Raw genomic sequence first — 13,107 nt, 5'->3', positions numbered from 1 at the left:
CCGGGCCGCTGCCGGCCCTCGCCCGCGGCGCTGCCGGCGAGTTCCTCGTGGGGGCCTCCCGGCGCGTCCGTCGTCCGGGCGGTGACCGCGGTCGCGGCGGCGCCGGGCGCGGCGCTCGCGGGCGCCGTGACCAGGAGCGCGGCGGCGACCGCGGCTCCGGCCGCCCAGTGCGGGACGCGCAGGCGTTGAGTCACGGGTAGCCCTTCCCGTTCCGGGTGACCGAGTGGGCGGAAACCGGGATCCGGCGATGCGGAAGACCGAGGACGGAGCGGCGGAGCGGCGGAGCGAACGGGTGAACGGGCGGACGGGGGGCGGCGAACGGGCGACCGGGCGACGGGCCGCACGGCGGCAGGTTCGTGCTCAGATTTACATAGTGGGGCAAAAGCGGCATCCCGGGCCGCCCATCGGGGTGGCCCGGGATGCCGGGTGTGTCGCGCGGGGCCGCCCGGGAAGCCCGGGCCGGCCTCCTCCTACTGCGGGTTGCCGCTGGAGACGATCAGCTTGAACTCCGTGTCGTCCTTCGCCACGTCGTCGCCGGCCGCGGGCAGCTGCTCCAGGACGGTGTCCTGGCCGTAGACGGCCTCGTCCCGCAGCTCGATCTCGTAGCGCCAGCCGGCGGCCTGGAGGCACTCCTTGACCGAGCGGAGGTTCTTGTACCGCAGGTCCGGAGCGATGACCTTGTTCGCGTCCTTGTAGGCCTTCGTCGGCTTCTTGCACTTCTCGACGTCGATCGTGCGAGAGGTGTCCGGGCCCTTGAAGCCCGCCTTGGCGCTGCCGGACGCGGAGGCGGACGCGGACGGCCCGGGGCCGGCCTGCGGATCCTCGTCCTTGCCGTTCATCGAGATCGCCGCGATCAGACCGCCGACGGCCAGCAGGGCCACGACGATCGCGCCGACCACGACCGGCGTGTTCCGCTTGCCGCCGGAGGAACCCGCCGGGCCCGACCCCGGGCCGCCAGTGTGCGACGGCGAGATGGTGAACGGCGCCGGCGTCTGCGGGGCGTACTGCTGCTGGGTCGGCGGCGGCGTGTGCGGGTACGCGTACCCGCCCTGGTGGTGCTGCGGCGCGGGCGTCGGCGCGTACGGGGACGGCGGGGTCTGCGGGGCCTGGTAGGGCTGCTGGAGCGACTGCGGCGGAGGGGCCTGGAACGCGGAGTCGACGGGCGGGAACACGGCGGAGCCCACGCCCGCGCCGCTGCCGCCGGTGACGGCGCCGGGCACGATCACGGGCGCCCCCGTCTGACCGGCCGACAGCACCCGCAGCAGGTCGTCGCGCATGGCGGCGGCCGTGGGGTAGCGCTCGTTCGGGTTCTTCTTCAGCGCGCGGGCGACCAGCGCGTCCATCGCGGGGGTGACCGACCGGTTGATGGTCGACGGAGCCACCGGCTCCTCCTGCACGTGCGCGTACGCGATGGCCAGCGGCGAGTCCGCCTCGAAGGGGATCCGTCCGGTCAGCAGTTGGAACAGCATGATGCCGACCGAATACAGGTCGGAACGCGCGTCCACGCCCCGACCCAGCGCCTGCTCCGGGGAGAGGTACTGCGGGGTGCCGACGACCATGCCGGTCTGCGTCATCGAGGTGACGCCCGACTGCATGGCGCGGGCGATGCCGAAGTCCATCACCTTGACGACGCCGCGCTTGGTCATCATCACGTTGCCGGGCTTGATGTCGCGGTGGACCAGGCCCATCTCGTGGCTGGTCTCCAGCGCGGCCAGCACGTCGGCCGTCACCTTCAGCGCCTTCTCCGCGGGCATCGCGCCGTACTGGCGGATGTCCGCCTCCAGGGCGGAGCCCAGAGGCTGACCTTCCACGTATTCCATGACGATGTAGGGCATCACGGTGCTGTCGCCGCCGGAGGACCCGCCGAAGACGACCTCGCCCTCACCGGTGTCGAAGACCGAGACGATATTGGTGTGCGACAGTTTCGCAACAGCCTGCGCCTCACGGCGGAACCGCTCGCGGAAGGACGCCTCACGCCCCAGTTCGCTGTGCAGGGTCTTGATCGCAACCTGCCGGTCGAGGGCGGAGTCGTACGCGAGGTAGACCGACGCCATGCCGCCCTCACCCAGCAAATCCCTTAGCTGGTAACGGCCACCGGCCAGAGAGCCGCCTGCGTACCGGCCCTGTGTGCCGTCCTGGCTCATGACTGTTGCTTCCCCTCGGGCTGCGTCCCCACGCGTCCGGCTGAGCGCATGTGGCGCCCAGTCTGCCGGAGGGCAAGCAGACGTCAAGCCAGGTACCCGTTCCGTGACCACGGGGCGACGGGGTGCCTTTGTCCGAACGGTGACCGGTTCCGAGGCTGTAGCGTTCGTCGGAGCACCCGATGAGGACCCGATAGAGGACCCACCGCTAGAGCGGACGAGAGAGACGACGGCGAGGACTGATGGCACCCGAACCCGAGGGAAACGGCGCCGGGATGGCTGACGGTCCTGAACATTGGGGCGCGGGCGGCATCGTCGGGGACGGCCGCTACCGGCTGACCCACCGCCTGGGCCGCGGCGGCATGGCCGAGGTGTTCGCCGCCGAGGACGTGCGCCTGGGCCGCACCGTCGCCGTGAAGCTGCTGCGCGCCGACCTCGCCGAGGACCCGGTGTCCAAGGCCCGGTTCACGCGCGAGGCGCAGTCGGTCGCCGGTCTCAACCACCACGCCGTGGTCGCCGTGTACGACTCGGGCGAGGACCGGGTCGGACCGAACGTCGTCCCCTACATCGTGATGGAGCTCGTCGAGGGCCGCACGATCCGCGACCTGCTGATCAGCGCCGAGGCCCCCGGCCCCGAGCAGGCCCTGATCATCGTCTCGGGCGTGCTGGAAGCCCTCGCGTACTCCCACCAGCACGGCATCGTGCACCGTGACATCAAGCCCGCGAACGTCATCATCACCAACACCGGCGCGGTGAAGGTGATGGACTTCGGCATCGCCCGCGCCCTGCACGGCGTGCAGTCGACGATGACCCAGACCGGCATGGTCATGGGCACCCCGCAGTACCTTTCGCCCGAACAGGCCCTCGGCAAGGCCGTGGACCACCGCAGCGACCTGTACGCGACCGGCTGCCTGCTCTACGAACTCCTCGCGCTGCGGCCCCCCTTCACCGGGGAGACCCCGCTCTCGGTGGTCTACCAGCACGTGCAGGACGCCCCGGTGCCGCCTTCGCAGCTGCCCGAGGGCGGTTCGATCCCGAAGGAACTCGACGGCCTGGTCATGCGGTCGTTGGCGAAGGACCCGGACGACCGGTTCCAGAGCGCCGAGGAGATGCGCGGGCTCGTCCAGTACGGGCTTCAGATGCTCCAGGAGCAGGGCGCGAACACCGGTACCTGGAACACCGGGCCGGTCACCATGTCCCTCCCGCACGGCCAGCCCGGCTCGCCCACCACCGCGATGCAGCCGAACGGCAACGGCGGCCAGTACCCCCCGCACTCCACGACCTCGCAGTTCCAGCGGCCGATGGTGCCGCCGCTCAACCCGGACGACGGCTCCGCCTTCCCCGGCGGCGGCGGTCCCGGCGGGCAGGGCGGCGGACAGGGCGGCACCGGCGGCTACGGCGGCTACGACGAACGCCCGCGCGGCGGGCGCTGGAAGATGATGCTGTTCGCCCTGCTCGCGGTGCTCGCCATCGCCGGCGGCGTGGCGTACGCGGTCAAGACCGTGGGCGACAACAACAAGAAGGACAAGGACCCCGGCGTGAAACAGAGTTCGCCGGCAGCCTCGCAGAGCAAGTCGGGGGAGACCAGCCCGGAACCCTCCACGAGCCCCTCGGCGCCGACGACCTCGAAGACGTACGAGGAGACGTACGCGCCGAACCCGACCAAGAGCAACAAGTTCACGCAGAGCACGGGCCCGACGGCGAGCGCCAGCACGAGCCCGACCACGTCGACGAGCCCGACGGCGACCAAGAGCACGCCGGTGGAACCGTCGCCCCCGACGGATCCCCCGACGAAGGAACCGACGCCCACCAAGCCGACGGGGGGCGCGATCGGTGGGGGCACCGGCGGCCCGGTGAACCCGGCCGAATAGGCGCGTACCGCAGTACGTGAATGGGCCCGGCGGAAGCAATTCCGCCGGGCCCATTCACGTACTGCGCGCGATGCGGGGCATTCCGTCCCACGATCCGATGATCACAGCGCGTGTTGGTACTGACGTTCCTGTCGGCTCGTGTTCCCGGCCAGCGTGTGCACGGTGACGAGTTGGGGTTCGATGCGCATGTAGACCGGGTCGAAGACCGCCCCGTCCACGAAATGCGGGCCCGGACCGAATAGTTCCAGTTCCGCGTTGGTCGGCTCGACGATCTGTGCGGTGCCGGTGAACTGCACGGACCACAGGCGCTCGTCGGGGGAATTGAAGTTGTCCGCCCCGTACGAGACGACACTGCCGTTGCACGCCTGGTGATGGCCGAAACCGGCGTGCATTCTCAGCACGACCTGGCCGTTCACCACGATGTGGCGGGCGAGCGCGAGGAAGGGCAGCGCGCGCATGCTGGTGGCGACCCGGCCGTAGGGCACGCGGCGCAACAGTTCGATGGCGTGGAGTTCCTCAGGGGACATGCGACCACTCTCCGACACCGACGGGTCGTCGGGAAAGAGGATCCCGCCCCGATGATCGGGGACGTTGGTCCCGAATGGGTCCGGCGCGCCCCGGGCAGCACGGTCGACCCCGGGCGACCCCGAGCGCCCGGCCGGGGTCCGTCACCGTGCGTCATGGTCGGAGCGTCGGGCGCGCGGGCGACGGCGTCGGGCTACGCGCGCTTCTCCGCCTGGAGGCGGGCCACGTACGCGGCGGCCTGGGAGCGGCGCTCCATGCCCAGCTTCGAGAGCAGGCTGGAGACGTAGTTCTTGATCGTCTTCTCGGCCAGGTGGAGCCGCTCGCCGATGACCCGGTTGGTCAGGCCCTCGCCGATCAGGTCGAGGATCTTGCGCTCCTGCTCGGTGAGGTTGGAGAGCCGGTCGTCGCCCTTGCCGTTCTTGCCGTCGCGCAGCCGTTCCAGCACCCGCGCGGTCGCGACGGGGTCCAGCAGCGACTTGCCGGCCGCCACGTCCCGGACGGCGCTCAGGAGCTCGTTGCCGCGGATCGCCTTGAGGACGTAGCCGGAGGCACCCGCCATGATCGCGTCGAAGAGGGCCTCGTCATCGGCGAACGAGGTCAGCATCAGGCACTTGATGTCCTCGTTCCCGGAGCGCACCTCCCGGCACACCTCGACGCCGCTGCCGTCCGGGAGCCGTACGTCGAGGACGGCGACGTCGGGGCGGGTCGCCGGGATGCGCACCAGCGCGTCCGCCGCGGTGCCCGCCTCGCCGACGATCTCGATGTCGTCTTCGACCGACAACAGCTCATGGACCCCCCGACGTACCACTTCGTGGTCGTCCAGGAGGAATACCTTGATTTTTCCGTCTTCGCGCACGAAGTCAGTTTCACACACTCACCCCTTCCCTGCCGGAGTTACCCGGGATAACGTGCCGTTGTTCCGGCCCCCTGCAAGGCTGTGACCAGTGGTTGTTCGCGCTCCGGTCGATTTACTTGGATATCCAAGCAAAATCGCAGGTCAAACGGGGTTTCGCGGTTATACGGCGCACTGGGTAACGTGCATTGCGCAGGGCACTCGCCGGGGCACCTGTCACGCCTGAATCCCGTACTCGACGCGCACCCACCCCGTGCGCGGGTACAGATGCAGGTGAGCCGCACTGGACCCCGGAGAACCCGGGTGCCGGACCGACGGAGGAGCACACGTGACCGTGGAGAGCACTGCCGCGCGCAAGCCGCGACGCAGCAGCGGCACCAAGCGGGCAGCCGGCGCGGCGAGCGCCCGCAAGACCGCCGCCGCCACCGCACAGCCGCACGACGCCGAGCCTCAGCTCGTACAACTGCTGACGCCCGAAGGAGAACGGGTCGAGGTCACGGACAATCCGGACCTCGCGGAGTTCGCGCCCTTCGTCGCGGACATCACCACCGACGACCTGCGCGGGCTCTACCGCGACATGGTCCTGACCCGCCGCTTCGACGGCGAGGCGACCGCCCTCCAGCGCCAGGGCGAGCTGGGCCTGTGGGCCTCGCTGCTGGGCCAGGAAGCGGCGCAGATCGGCTCCGGCCGGGCCCTGCGGGACGACGACTACGTCTTCCCGACCTACCGCGAGCACGGCGTGGCCTGGTGCCGCGGGGTCGACCCGACCAACCTGCTCGGCATGTTCCGCGGTGTGAACCACGGCGGCTGGGACCCGACGGTCAACAACTTCCACCTGTACACGATCGTCATCGGCTCGCAGACGCTCCACGCGACCGGCTACGCCATGGGCGTGGCCAAGGACGGCGCCGACTCGGCGGTCATCGCCTACTTCGGCGACGGCGCGTCCAGCCAGGGCGATGTCGCGGAGGCCTTCACGTTCTCGGCCGTCTACAACTCGCCGGTCGTGTTCTTCTGCCAGAACAACCAGTGGGCGATCTCCGAGCCCACCGAGCGCCAGATGCGCGTGCCGCTCTACCAGCGCGCGCAGGGCTTCGGCTTCCCCGGCGTCCGCGTCGACGGCAACGACGTCCTGGCCTGCCTCGCGGTCACCCGCTGGGCGCTGGACCGGGCGCGCCGCGGCGAGGGCCCGACCCTGGTCGAGGCGTTCACGTACCGCATGGGCGCGCACACCACCTCGGACGATCCGACGAAGTACCGGCGCGACGAGGAGACCGCGGCCTGGGAGGCGAAGGACCCGATCCTGCGCCTGAAGGCCCACCTGCTGGCCTCCGGGGGCGCCGACGAGGCGTTCTTCGAGGAGCTGGAGGCGGAGAGCGAGGTCCTGGGCAAGCGCGTGCGCGAGGTCGTACGGGCCATGCCCGACCCCGACACGATGGCGATCTTCGAAAACGTCTACGCGGACGGGCACGCGCTCGTCGACGAGGAGCGGGCGCAGTTCGCCTCGTACCTCGCGTCCTTCGAGGGTGGGGAGTGACCACCATGGCCATCGAGAAGATGTCGATCGCGAAGGCGCTCAACGAGTCGCTGCGCAAGGCCCTGGAGACGGACCCCAAGGTCCTGATCATGGGTGAGGACGTCGGCAAGCTGGGCGGCGTCTTCCGCATCACCGACGGACTGCAGAAGGACTTCGGCGAGGAGCGGGTCATCGACACCCCGCTCGCCGAGTCGGGCATCGTCGGCACCGCCATCGGCCTGGCCCTGCGCGGCTACCGGCCGGTCGTGGAGATCCAGTTCGACGGGTTCGTCTTCCCCGCGTACGACCAGATCGTCACGCAGCTCGCGAAGATGCACGCCCGTGCGCTCGGCAAGATCAAGATGCCGGTCGTCATCCGCATCCCGTACGCGGGCGGCATCGGCGCCGTCGAGCACCACAGCGAGTCCCCCGAGGCGCTCTTCGCGCACGTCCCGGGCCTCAAGGTGGTCTCGCCGTCGAACGCGAGCGACGCCTACTGGATGCTCCAGCAGGCGATCCTCAGCGACGACCCGGTGATCTTCTTCGAGCCGAAGCGACGTTACTGGGACAAGGGCGAGGTCGATGTCGAGGCCATCCCCGGCGAACTCCACAAGGCGCGCGTCGCCCGCTCCGGCACCGACATCACCCTGGCGGCCTACGGGCCCATGGTGAAGGTCTGTCTGGAGGCCGCCGCCGCGGCCGCCGAGGAGGGCAAGTCGGTCGAGGTCGTGGACCTGCGTTCGATGTCCCCGGTCGACTTCGACGGGCTCCAGGCCTCCGTGGAGCGCACCCGCCGGCTCGTGGTCGTGCACGAGGCGCCGGTGTTCCTGGGCATGGGTTCCGAGATCGCCGCCCGCATCACGGAACGCTGCTTCTACCACCTCGAAGCGCCGGTCCTGCGCGTCGGCGGCTTCCACGCCCCGTACCCGCCGGCCCGCCTGGAGGACGAGTACCTGCCCGGCCTGGACAGGGTGCTCGACGCCGTCGACCGCTCCCTGGCGTACTGAGGAGAGCCCCGATGACGATCCGCGAATTCAAGATGCCCGATGTGGGCGAGGGCCTCACCGAAGCCGAGATCCTCAAGTGGTACGTCCAGCCCGGTGACACCGTCACCGACGGGCAGGTCGTCTGCGAGGTCGAGACGGCGAAGGCGGCCGTGGAGCTGCCGATCCCCTTCGACGGGGTCGTGCACGCCCTCGTCTTCGAGGAGGGGACCACGGTCGACGTCGGCCAGGTCATCATCTCGGTGCGGACCGGCGCCGACGCCGGTGCGGCCGAGGCGGCCCCGGTCGCCGAGGCCCCCGTGGCCGCCGCCGTCGCGACGGGCTCGGAGGCCGCCGCGGCCGCCGAGCCGGAGCCCGCGGCGCGCCAGCCCGTCCTCGTCGGGTACGGCGTGTCCACGGCCTCCACCAAGCGCCGCCCGCGCAAGGCCGCCGAGGGCGTGCCCGCCCGCAACGGCACCGCTCCGGCCCCGGCGGCTCCCGCCGCGGTCGCCGTCGCCGTACCGGCGCAGCCGACGGGCGAGCGCCCGCTGGCAAAGCCGCCCGTGCGCAAGCTCGCCAAGGACCTCGGCATCGACCTCGCCGCGGTGGTCGCCACCGGTGAGGGCGGCGTCGTGACCCGCGAGGACGTGCACGCCGCGGCCGCCGCGGCGATCACCCCGCAGGTCGTGGCCCCGGCACCCGTGGCCGCCCCGGCGGCTCCGGCCGCGCCGGCCCCCGCCGTCGCGGTCGCCGTGGACGCCTCGGCCCGCGAGACCCGCGTCCCGGTCAAGGGCGTCCGCAAGGTCACCGCCCAGGCCATGGTCGGCTCCGCCTTCACCGCCCCGCACGTCACCGAGTTCATCACCCTCGACGTGACCCGGACGATGAAGCTGGTCACCGAGCTCAAGGCCGATCCCGACCTGGCCGGGCTGCGGATCAACCCGCTGCTCCTCATCGCCAAGGCCGTCCTCGTGGCGATCCGCCGCAACCCGGACGTCAACGCGTCCTGGGACGAGGCGGCCCAGGAGATCGTGCTCAAGCACTACGTCAACCTCGGGATCGCCGCGGCGACCCCGCGCGGCCTGATCGTCCCGAACATCAAGGACGCCCACGCCAAGACGCTGCCGGAGCTCTCCGAGGCCCTGTCGTCGCTGGTCGCCACGGCCCGCGACGGCAAGACCTCCCCGGCCGACATGCAGCAGGGCACCATCACCATCACCAACGTCGGCGTCTTCGGCGTCGACACCGGTACGCCCATCATCAACCCCGGCGAGTCCGCGATCCTCGCGGTCGGTGCGATCAAGCTCCAGCCGTGGGTCCACAAGGGCAAGGTGAAGGCCCGTCAGGTCACCACCCTGGCGCTGTCGTTCGACCACCGTCTCATCGACGGCGAGCTCGGCTCCCGCTTCCTGGCCGACATCGCGGCGGTCCTGGAACACCCGCGCCGGCTCATCACCTGGTCGTAGACCGGGCGCGCACCGATCCGCCGAGGGCCGGCCTTCCCCAGGGGAGGCCGGCCCCCGGCGCGTCCGCACCCCGCGAGCCCGTACGAATAACCCCTGGTCGGAGGGCACGCGCCGTGTGATCATCACCCCGATGACATTCCGCGCTGCCACAGCAGACCCCGCAGACCTCGACCGCGCCCTCGCCTTCCCGGCGCACGGCCCCGTCGTGGCGCTCACCGCCGACCGCATCCGCGAGGAACTCGCGGCCGGACAGTTCCGCCCCGAGTGGATCTGGTTCGCCGAGGACGACAACGGCGAGGTGCTCGCCCGCGCCCTGTGGTGGGGGCGTGCCGACAGCGAGCGGCCCGTCGCCCTCGACTGCCTCCAGGTCCGCGAGGACGTCGCCGACCCGGCCGCGCTCACCGCCGGCCTGCTGGCCGCCGGGCACGCCGCCTTCGGCAAGGCCCCCCTGCACAACATCTCCCTGCCCCGCGACTGGCGCTCCGACCCGGCGCTCACCGCGGCCGTGGCCTGGCGCCAGGAGGCCACCCGACGGGCCGGTCTGACGCAGGAGGTCGAGCGGCTGCGCTACGAGTGGACCCCGGCCGCCGGGACCACCGCGCCCACCGGCCGGCTCGTCTTCCGCGAGGGCACCGACGAGGAGTTCCTCGACGTCTTCGCCCGCCTCTCCCGCGGCAGCCTCGACCTGAACACCCAGCAGGAACTCGCCACCATGACGGAGGAGGAGTTCGCCCGCGCCGACTTCGCCTACTACCTGGACTGCCCCGGCGAACGCTCCTGGTGGCGCCTGGCCCACCTCCCCGACGGCACCCTCGCCGGGATGGCGATCCCCTCCGCGACCCCGTACCACCGCAACGTCGGCTACCTCGGCGTCGTCCCCGAGCAGCGCGGCCAGGGCCTGATCGACGAGGTCCTCGGCGAGATCACCCGCTTCCACGCCGCGGCGGGCGCCGAGCGCGTCACCGCGACCACCGACGTGGTGAACGTCCCGATGGCCGCCGCCTTCGACCGGGCCGGCTACGAGGTCACCGAGATCCGCCTCGTCCTGGAGGAGCCCGCCGGGACGTGAGCCCGGCGACCGCGTGAACCCGCGGCCCCCGACGGGGTAGCCTCCGCCCGGGGAAAGGGGGTCCGCGTGCCCATCACCGAGTTGCAGGTGTACTCCGTCGAGCGGGCCGACGTCACCGGCGGGGTGTGCCTCGTGCGGTGCCTCGGCGGCGCCGCCCGCGCCGGACAGGTGTACGCCGCCGGGGAAGCGCGGCTCGGACTGTGCCGGATAGAGGCCGCCGGACTGACCGTGCCCTCCGTCGGCGGCGGCCGCGTCGCGCGGGTCCACCTCACGGGCCCCATGGTCGCGCTGCTCACCCGCGGCCAGGTCCTCACCTCGGTGCCGCCCGACGGGCACGCCCTGGCGGAGCTGGAGGCCTGGCTGGCCACCGGGCCGCCGCTGCTGGAGGAGCCGCACCCCCGACCCCTGCGGGCCCTGGCCGGCGCGCGGATGCAGGACGAGGACCTGCCGGACGGGGTCCGGCTGCGCTGGGGCCGGATCGCGCTGACCGCCGGCTACCGCTGCGCCGAGGCGGAGGGCGCGCCCGACCTCGCGCGGGCCTCGGAGCTGGCCGCCGTGCGCAGCTACCTGATCCGCCGGTTCGGCCCCGGGCCCGGCGGCGACCCGGCGGCCCTGTGCCGGGAACTGCTGGAGCTGATCGACCTCACCCCGCGGGAGGCCGCCGCGCTGGCCGTCGGCTGGCGCGACCTGCCGCCCGAGCGGATCCTGCACCTGCGCCGCGTCAAGAGCCTGATCGCGTGGATGGTCCTCGTACGCCCCTTCCTGGCCGCCGGCGACCCATTGGCGGAGGCCGTCGACGCCTGGTCGCGGGTGCGCGCGGCGCTGCCGTAGCCGGGGCCGCCCGGCGGGCTTCAGGAGGCGGACGGGGCCCGGCCTGGTCGCCGAGCGGCTTCGGCGGGGTGTCGCGCGCGATCAGCCGTACGTTCCCGGCGGGCACCGTAGTCCCCGGACCCGGCGAAGCCGGTCACCGCCAGGGGATGTTGAGCCAGGGACTCGCCGGATCGGTGGTCAGCGTCAGGTGCGTGGCGAGCGAGGAGGCGTACCACTCGCCGAACTCCTCCTCGTCGAAGTGCAGGCAGCGCCCGAGCAGATACCCGGCGGAGAGCTCCTCCCACGACCGGTAGCTGCCACGGGCCGCCTCGCCCGCCCTGAGGACGGCCCGCTCGGTGTCCTCGACGGTGCAGTAGCGGGCGCCCAGGCCCCAACGGGCCATCTGCGAGGCGCGGCCGTGGTCCCAGCCCGCGACGGAACGCACCCATCCGCCCTCGGGGAGCAGTCCGTCGGCGCGGAAGCGCTGCTCGTAGCGGGCGATCCGGCCGATCAGCCGCTGCACCCCGGCTATCTCCCCTTCGAGCTCGGCGACGGGACGCGGCTCGGCGATGGTCACGCCCTCCGGGGTGAGCTTCGGCTCGACGGCCTGCTCGGCGCTGCGGCGCAGGCCGTACTCGACGGCGTGCCGCCAGTGTTCCACTTCGACGGGGCCCGCGAAGTCGGAGGCGAGCACCCGGCGCACGCGCAGGGCGAACTCCCACACGGGGCTGACGACTTCGGCGTTCTGCATGCGTCGCAGCACGTCGAACCAGCCCGACGCGTCCGTGATCCCCCAGGAGCCGCGCAGGCGTTCGCGCTCGCGCGTGTAGCCCTTGCCGTGGTAGCCGAGGGCGTTCCAGAACTCCCCGTTGAGGACGGCGAGATGGGCGCCGACGGCCAGGCCGTGCGCCACGGGCCCGTGCAGCGGTCCGCCGGTGTGCAGGGCGTGCACGGCGCCGGGCTCCGGACCCCAGGTGGTCGCGGCGTCCCAGTGGGCCCGCCAGCGGGCGCGGTCGGCGGGCGTCGTGGTCAGGTACGCCTCGGCGGGCGTTCCCGGGTTCACGGCGAGGTGGGCCGGGTCCCGCTCGTCCCAGGCGTTCGCGAACCAGGCGAGGCTCTGGCGCAGGAAGACGGTGTCCGCGTCGGGGGCGGGCAGCATGCCCCGCGTCCAGACGGCGAGGCTGCCGTCGTGGGGGGACGGGTGGAAGCGGGCCTGGCGCGGATCGGCGTCGACCCGGGCCCGCGACTGCGGGAGGAACAGCTCGGCGCGGGCGAGGGCGTCGAGGTAGCCGGACCAGTCGCCGCGCTCCTTGGCCCCGTGCAGTTCTCTCTCGATCGCGCTCGGCGCCGTCCAGCCAGTCATACCGGGACCCTATACGGACGTCCCGGGACGTTGCGGGGCGGATCCGGAACGGTTCGCGGACGGGTGCGCAAGCTCAGATCCTGCTCTGAACCCGGCCCCCACGGGGTTGGCGCGGCTGCCGCCGGGACATCTCCCGCACACGGCGCGCGTACGCCGGGGGAACGGGGGACGGGGATGGGGATGGGGATGGACGAGTACGGAGCGGACGGGTACGGCCCGGACGTCTACGAGCCGGACGTCTACGAGCTGGCCCGGCTGGCGGGCGGGCCGCACCGGGTGGCCGAGGTGGCCCTGCTTCGGCTGCGGGAACGGGGCCTCGTCCGGGTCATCGGTTCCCGGGTCCGGTCCGAGGGGCCGGCGGACGCCGGGAGCGCTCCTGTGGAGCGGGCCCTGACGGAGCTCTGCGCGCGCGGGGCGAGCCTGGCGATGGTGCTGGCCGAGCTGGCCCGGGGACCGGAGGTGGCCCGGATCGGGCAGGGCCTGCGCGCGGCCCGGCTGCTGGGCCGGGTC

At 72.4% G+C, this 13,107-nt stretch carries 12 protein-coding genes; 7 read left to right on the top strand and 5 right to left on the bottom strand.

The annotated features are described in order from the left end of the window. On the bottom strand, positions 1 to 194 hold a 194-nt coding region (locus NOD94_RS36580), incomplete at its 3' end, for a hypothetical protein (protein WP_281210544.1). A gap of 276 nt (positions 195 to 470) precedes the next feature. After that, positions 471 to 2,144 carry a protein kinase gene (locus NOD94_RS36575; RefSeq protein WP_281210543.1) on the bottom strand — a complete coding sequence of 558 codons (1,674 nt, stop codon included), beginning with the start codon at positions 2,142 to 2,144 and terminating at the stop codon, positions 471 to 473. 239 nt (positions 2,145 to 2,383) lie between these two features. Between NOD94_RS36575 and NOD94_RS36570 the strand changes: the two genes are divergently transcribed. Further along, a complete protein-coding gene (locus NOD94_RS36570) occupies positions 2,384 to 4,012 on the top strand; it encodes a protein kinase (RefSeq protein ID WP_281210542.1) in 1,629 nt (542 codons plus the stop codon). A 101-nt stretch (positions 4,013 to 4,113) separates the two neighbouring features. Here NOD94_RS36570 and NOD94_RS36565 read toward each other — a convergent pair whose 3' ends face one another. Together NOD94_RS36565 and NOD94_RS36560 are read right to left on the bottom strand one after the other, a co-directional pair. Continuing rightward, entirely contained in the window at positions 4,114 to 4,539 is a 426-nt protein-coding gene (locus NOD94_RS36565; RefSeq protein WP_281210541.1) for a pyridoxamine 5'-phosphate oxidase family protein, read from the bottom strand. Positions 4,540 to 4,730: 191 nt separating this feature from the next. Beyond that, positions 4,731 to 5,393 (bottom strand): response regulator transcription factor, encoded by a 663-nt coding sequence (locus tag NOD94_RS36560; protein ID WP_281210540.1) that lies wholly within the window; start codon positions 5,391 to 5,393, stop codon positions 4,731 to 4,733. Between the two features lie 325 nt (positions 5,394 to 5,718). Between NOD94_RS36560 and pdhA the strand changes: the two genes are divergently transcribed. From pdhA to NOD94_RS36535, 5 genes are all read left to right on the top strand, one after another. Continuing rightward, the gene (gene pdhA / locus NOD94_RS36555) at positions 5,719 to 6,927 is read left to right on the top strand and encodes a pyruvate dehydrogenase (acetyl-transferring) E1 component subunit alpha (RefSeq protein ID WP_281210539.1); all 1,209 of its coding nucleotides are present in this window, start codon (positions 5,719 to 5,721) and stop codon (positions 6,925 to 6,927) included. 5 nt (positions 6,928 to 6,932) lie between these two features. Then, on the top strand, positions 6,933 to 7,913 hold the full coding sequence (locus NOD94_RS36550; RefSeq protein ID WP_281210538.1) for an alpha-ketoacid dehydrogenase subunit beta: 981 nt from the start codon (positions 6,933 to 6,935) through the stop codon (positions 7,911 to 7,913). Positions 7,914 to 7,924: 11 nt separating this feature from the next. Further along, complete coding sequence (locus tag NOD94_RS36545; RefSeq protein WP_281210537.1) at positions 7,925 to 9,355, top strand: dihydrolipoamide acetyltransferase family protein; 1,431 nt, start codon at positions 7,925 to 7,927, stop codon at positions 9,353 to 9,355. Positions 9,356 to 9,485: 130 nt separating this feature from the next. Then, entirely contained in the window at positions 9,486 to 10,424 is a 939-nt protein-coding gene (locus NOD94_RS36540; RefSeq protein ID WP_281210536.1) for a GNAT family N-acetyltransferase, read from the top strand. A gap of 66 nt (positions 10,425 to 10,490) precedes the next feature. Further along, entirely contained in the window at positions 10,491 to 11,255 is a 765-nt protein-coding gene (locus tag NOD94_RS36535) for a hypothetical protein (protein WP_281210535.1), read from the top strand. A gap of 133 nt (positions 11,256 to 11,388) precedes the next feature. Here the strand turns inward: NOD94_RS36535 and NOD94_RS36530 are convergent, their stop codons facing one another. Then, a complete protein-coding gene (locus NOD94_RS36530) occupies positions 11,389 to 12,597 on the bottom strand; it encodes a DUF1266 domain-containing protein (RefSeq protein ID WP_281210534.1) in 1,209 nt (402 codons plus the stop codon). Between the two features lie 186 nt (positions 12,598 to 12,783). On the opposite strand from NOD94_RS36530, the gene NOD94_RS36525 reads away from it, so the two are divergent. Next, a partial coding sequence (locus NOD94_RS36525) for a TIGR04222 domain-containing membrane protein (protein ID WP_281210533.1) occupies positions 12,784 to 13,107 on the top strand: 324 nt, incomplete at its 3' end.

The organism is Streptomyces sp. Isolate_45 (assembly GCF_024721315.2).
GTDB lineage: Bacteria > Actinomycetota > Actinomycetes > Streptomycetales > Streptomycetaceae > Streptomyces.
This window is presented reverse-complemented; position numbering and strand designations above follow the sequence as displayed.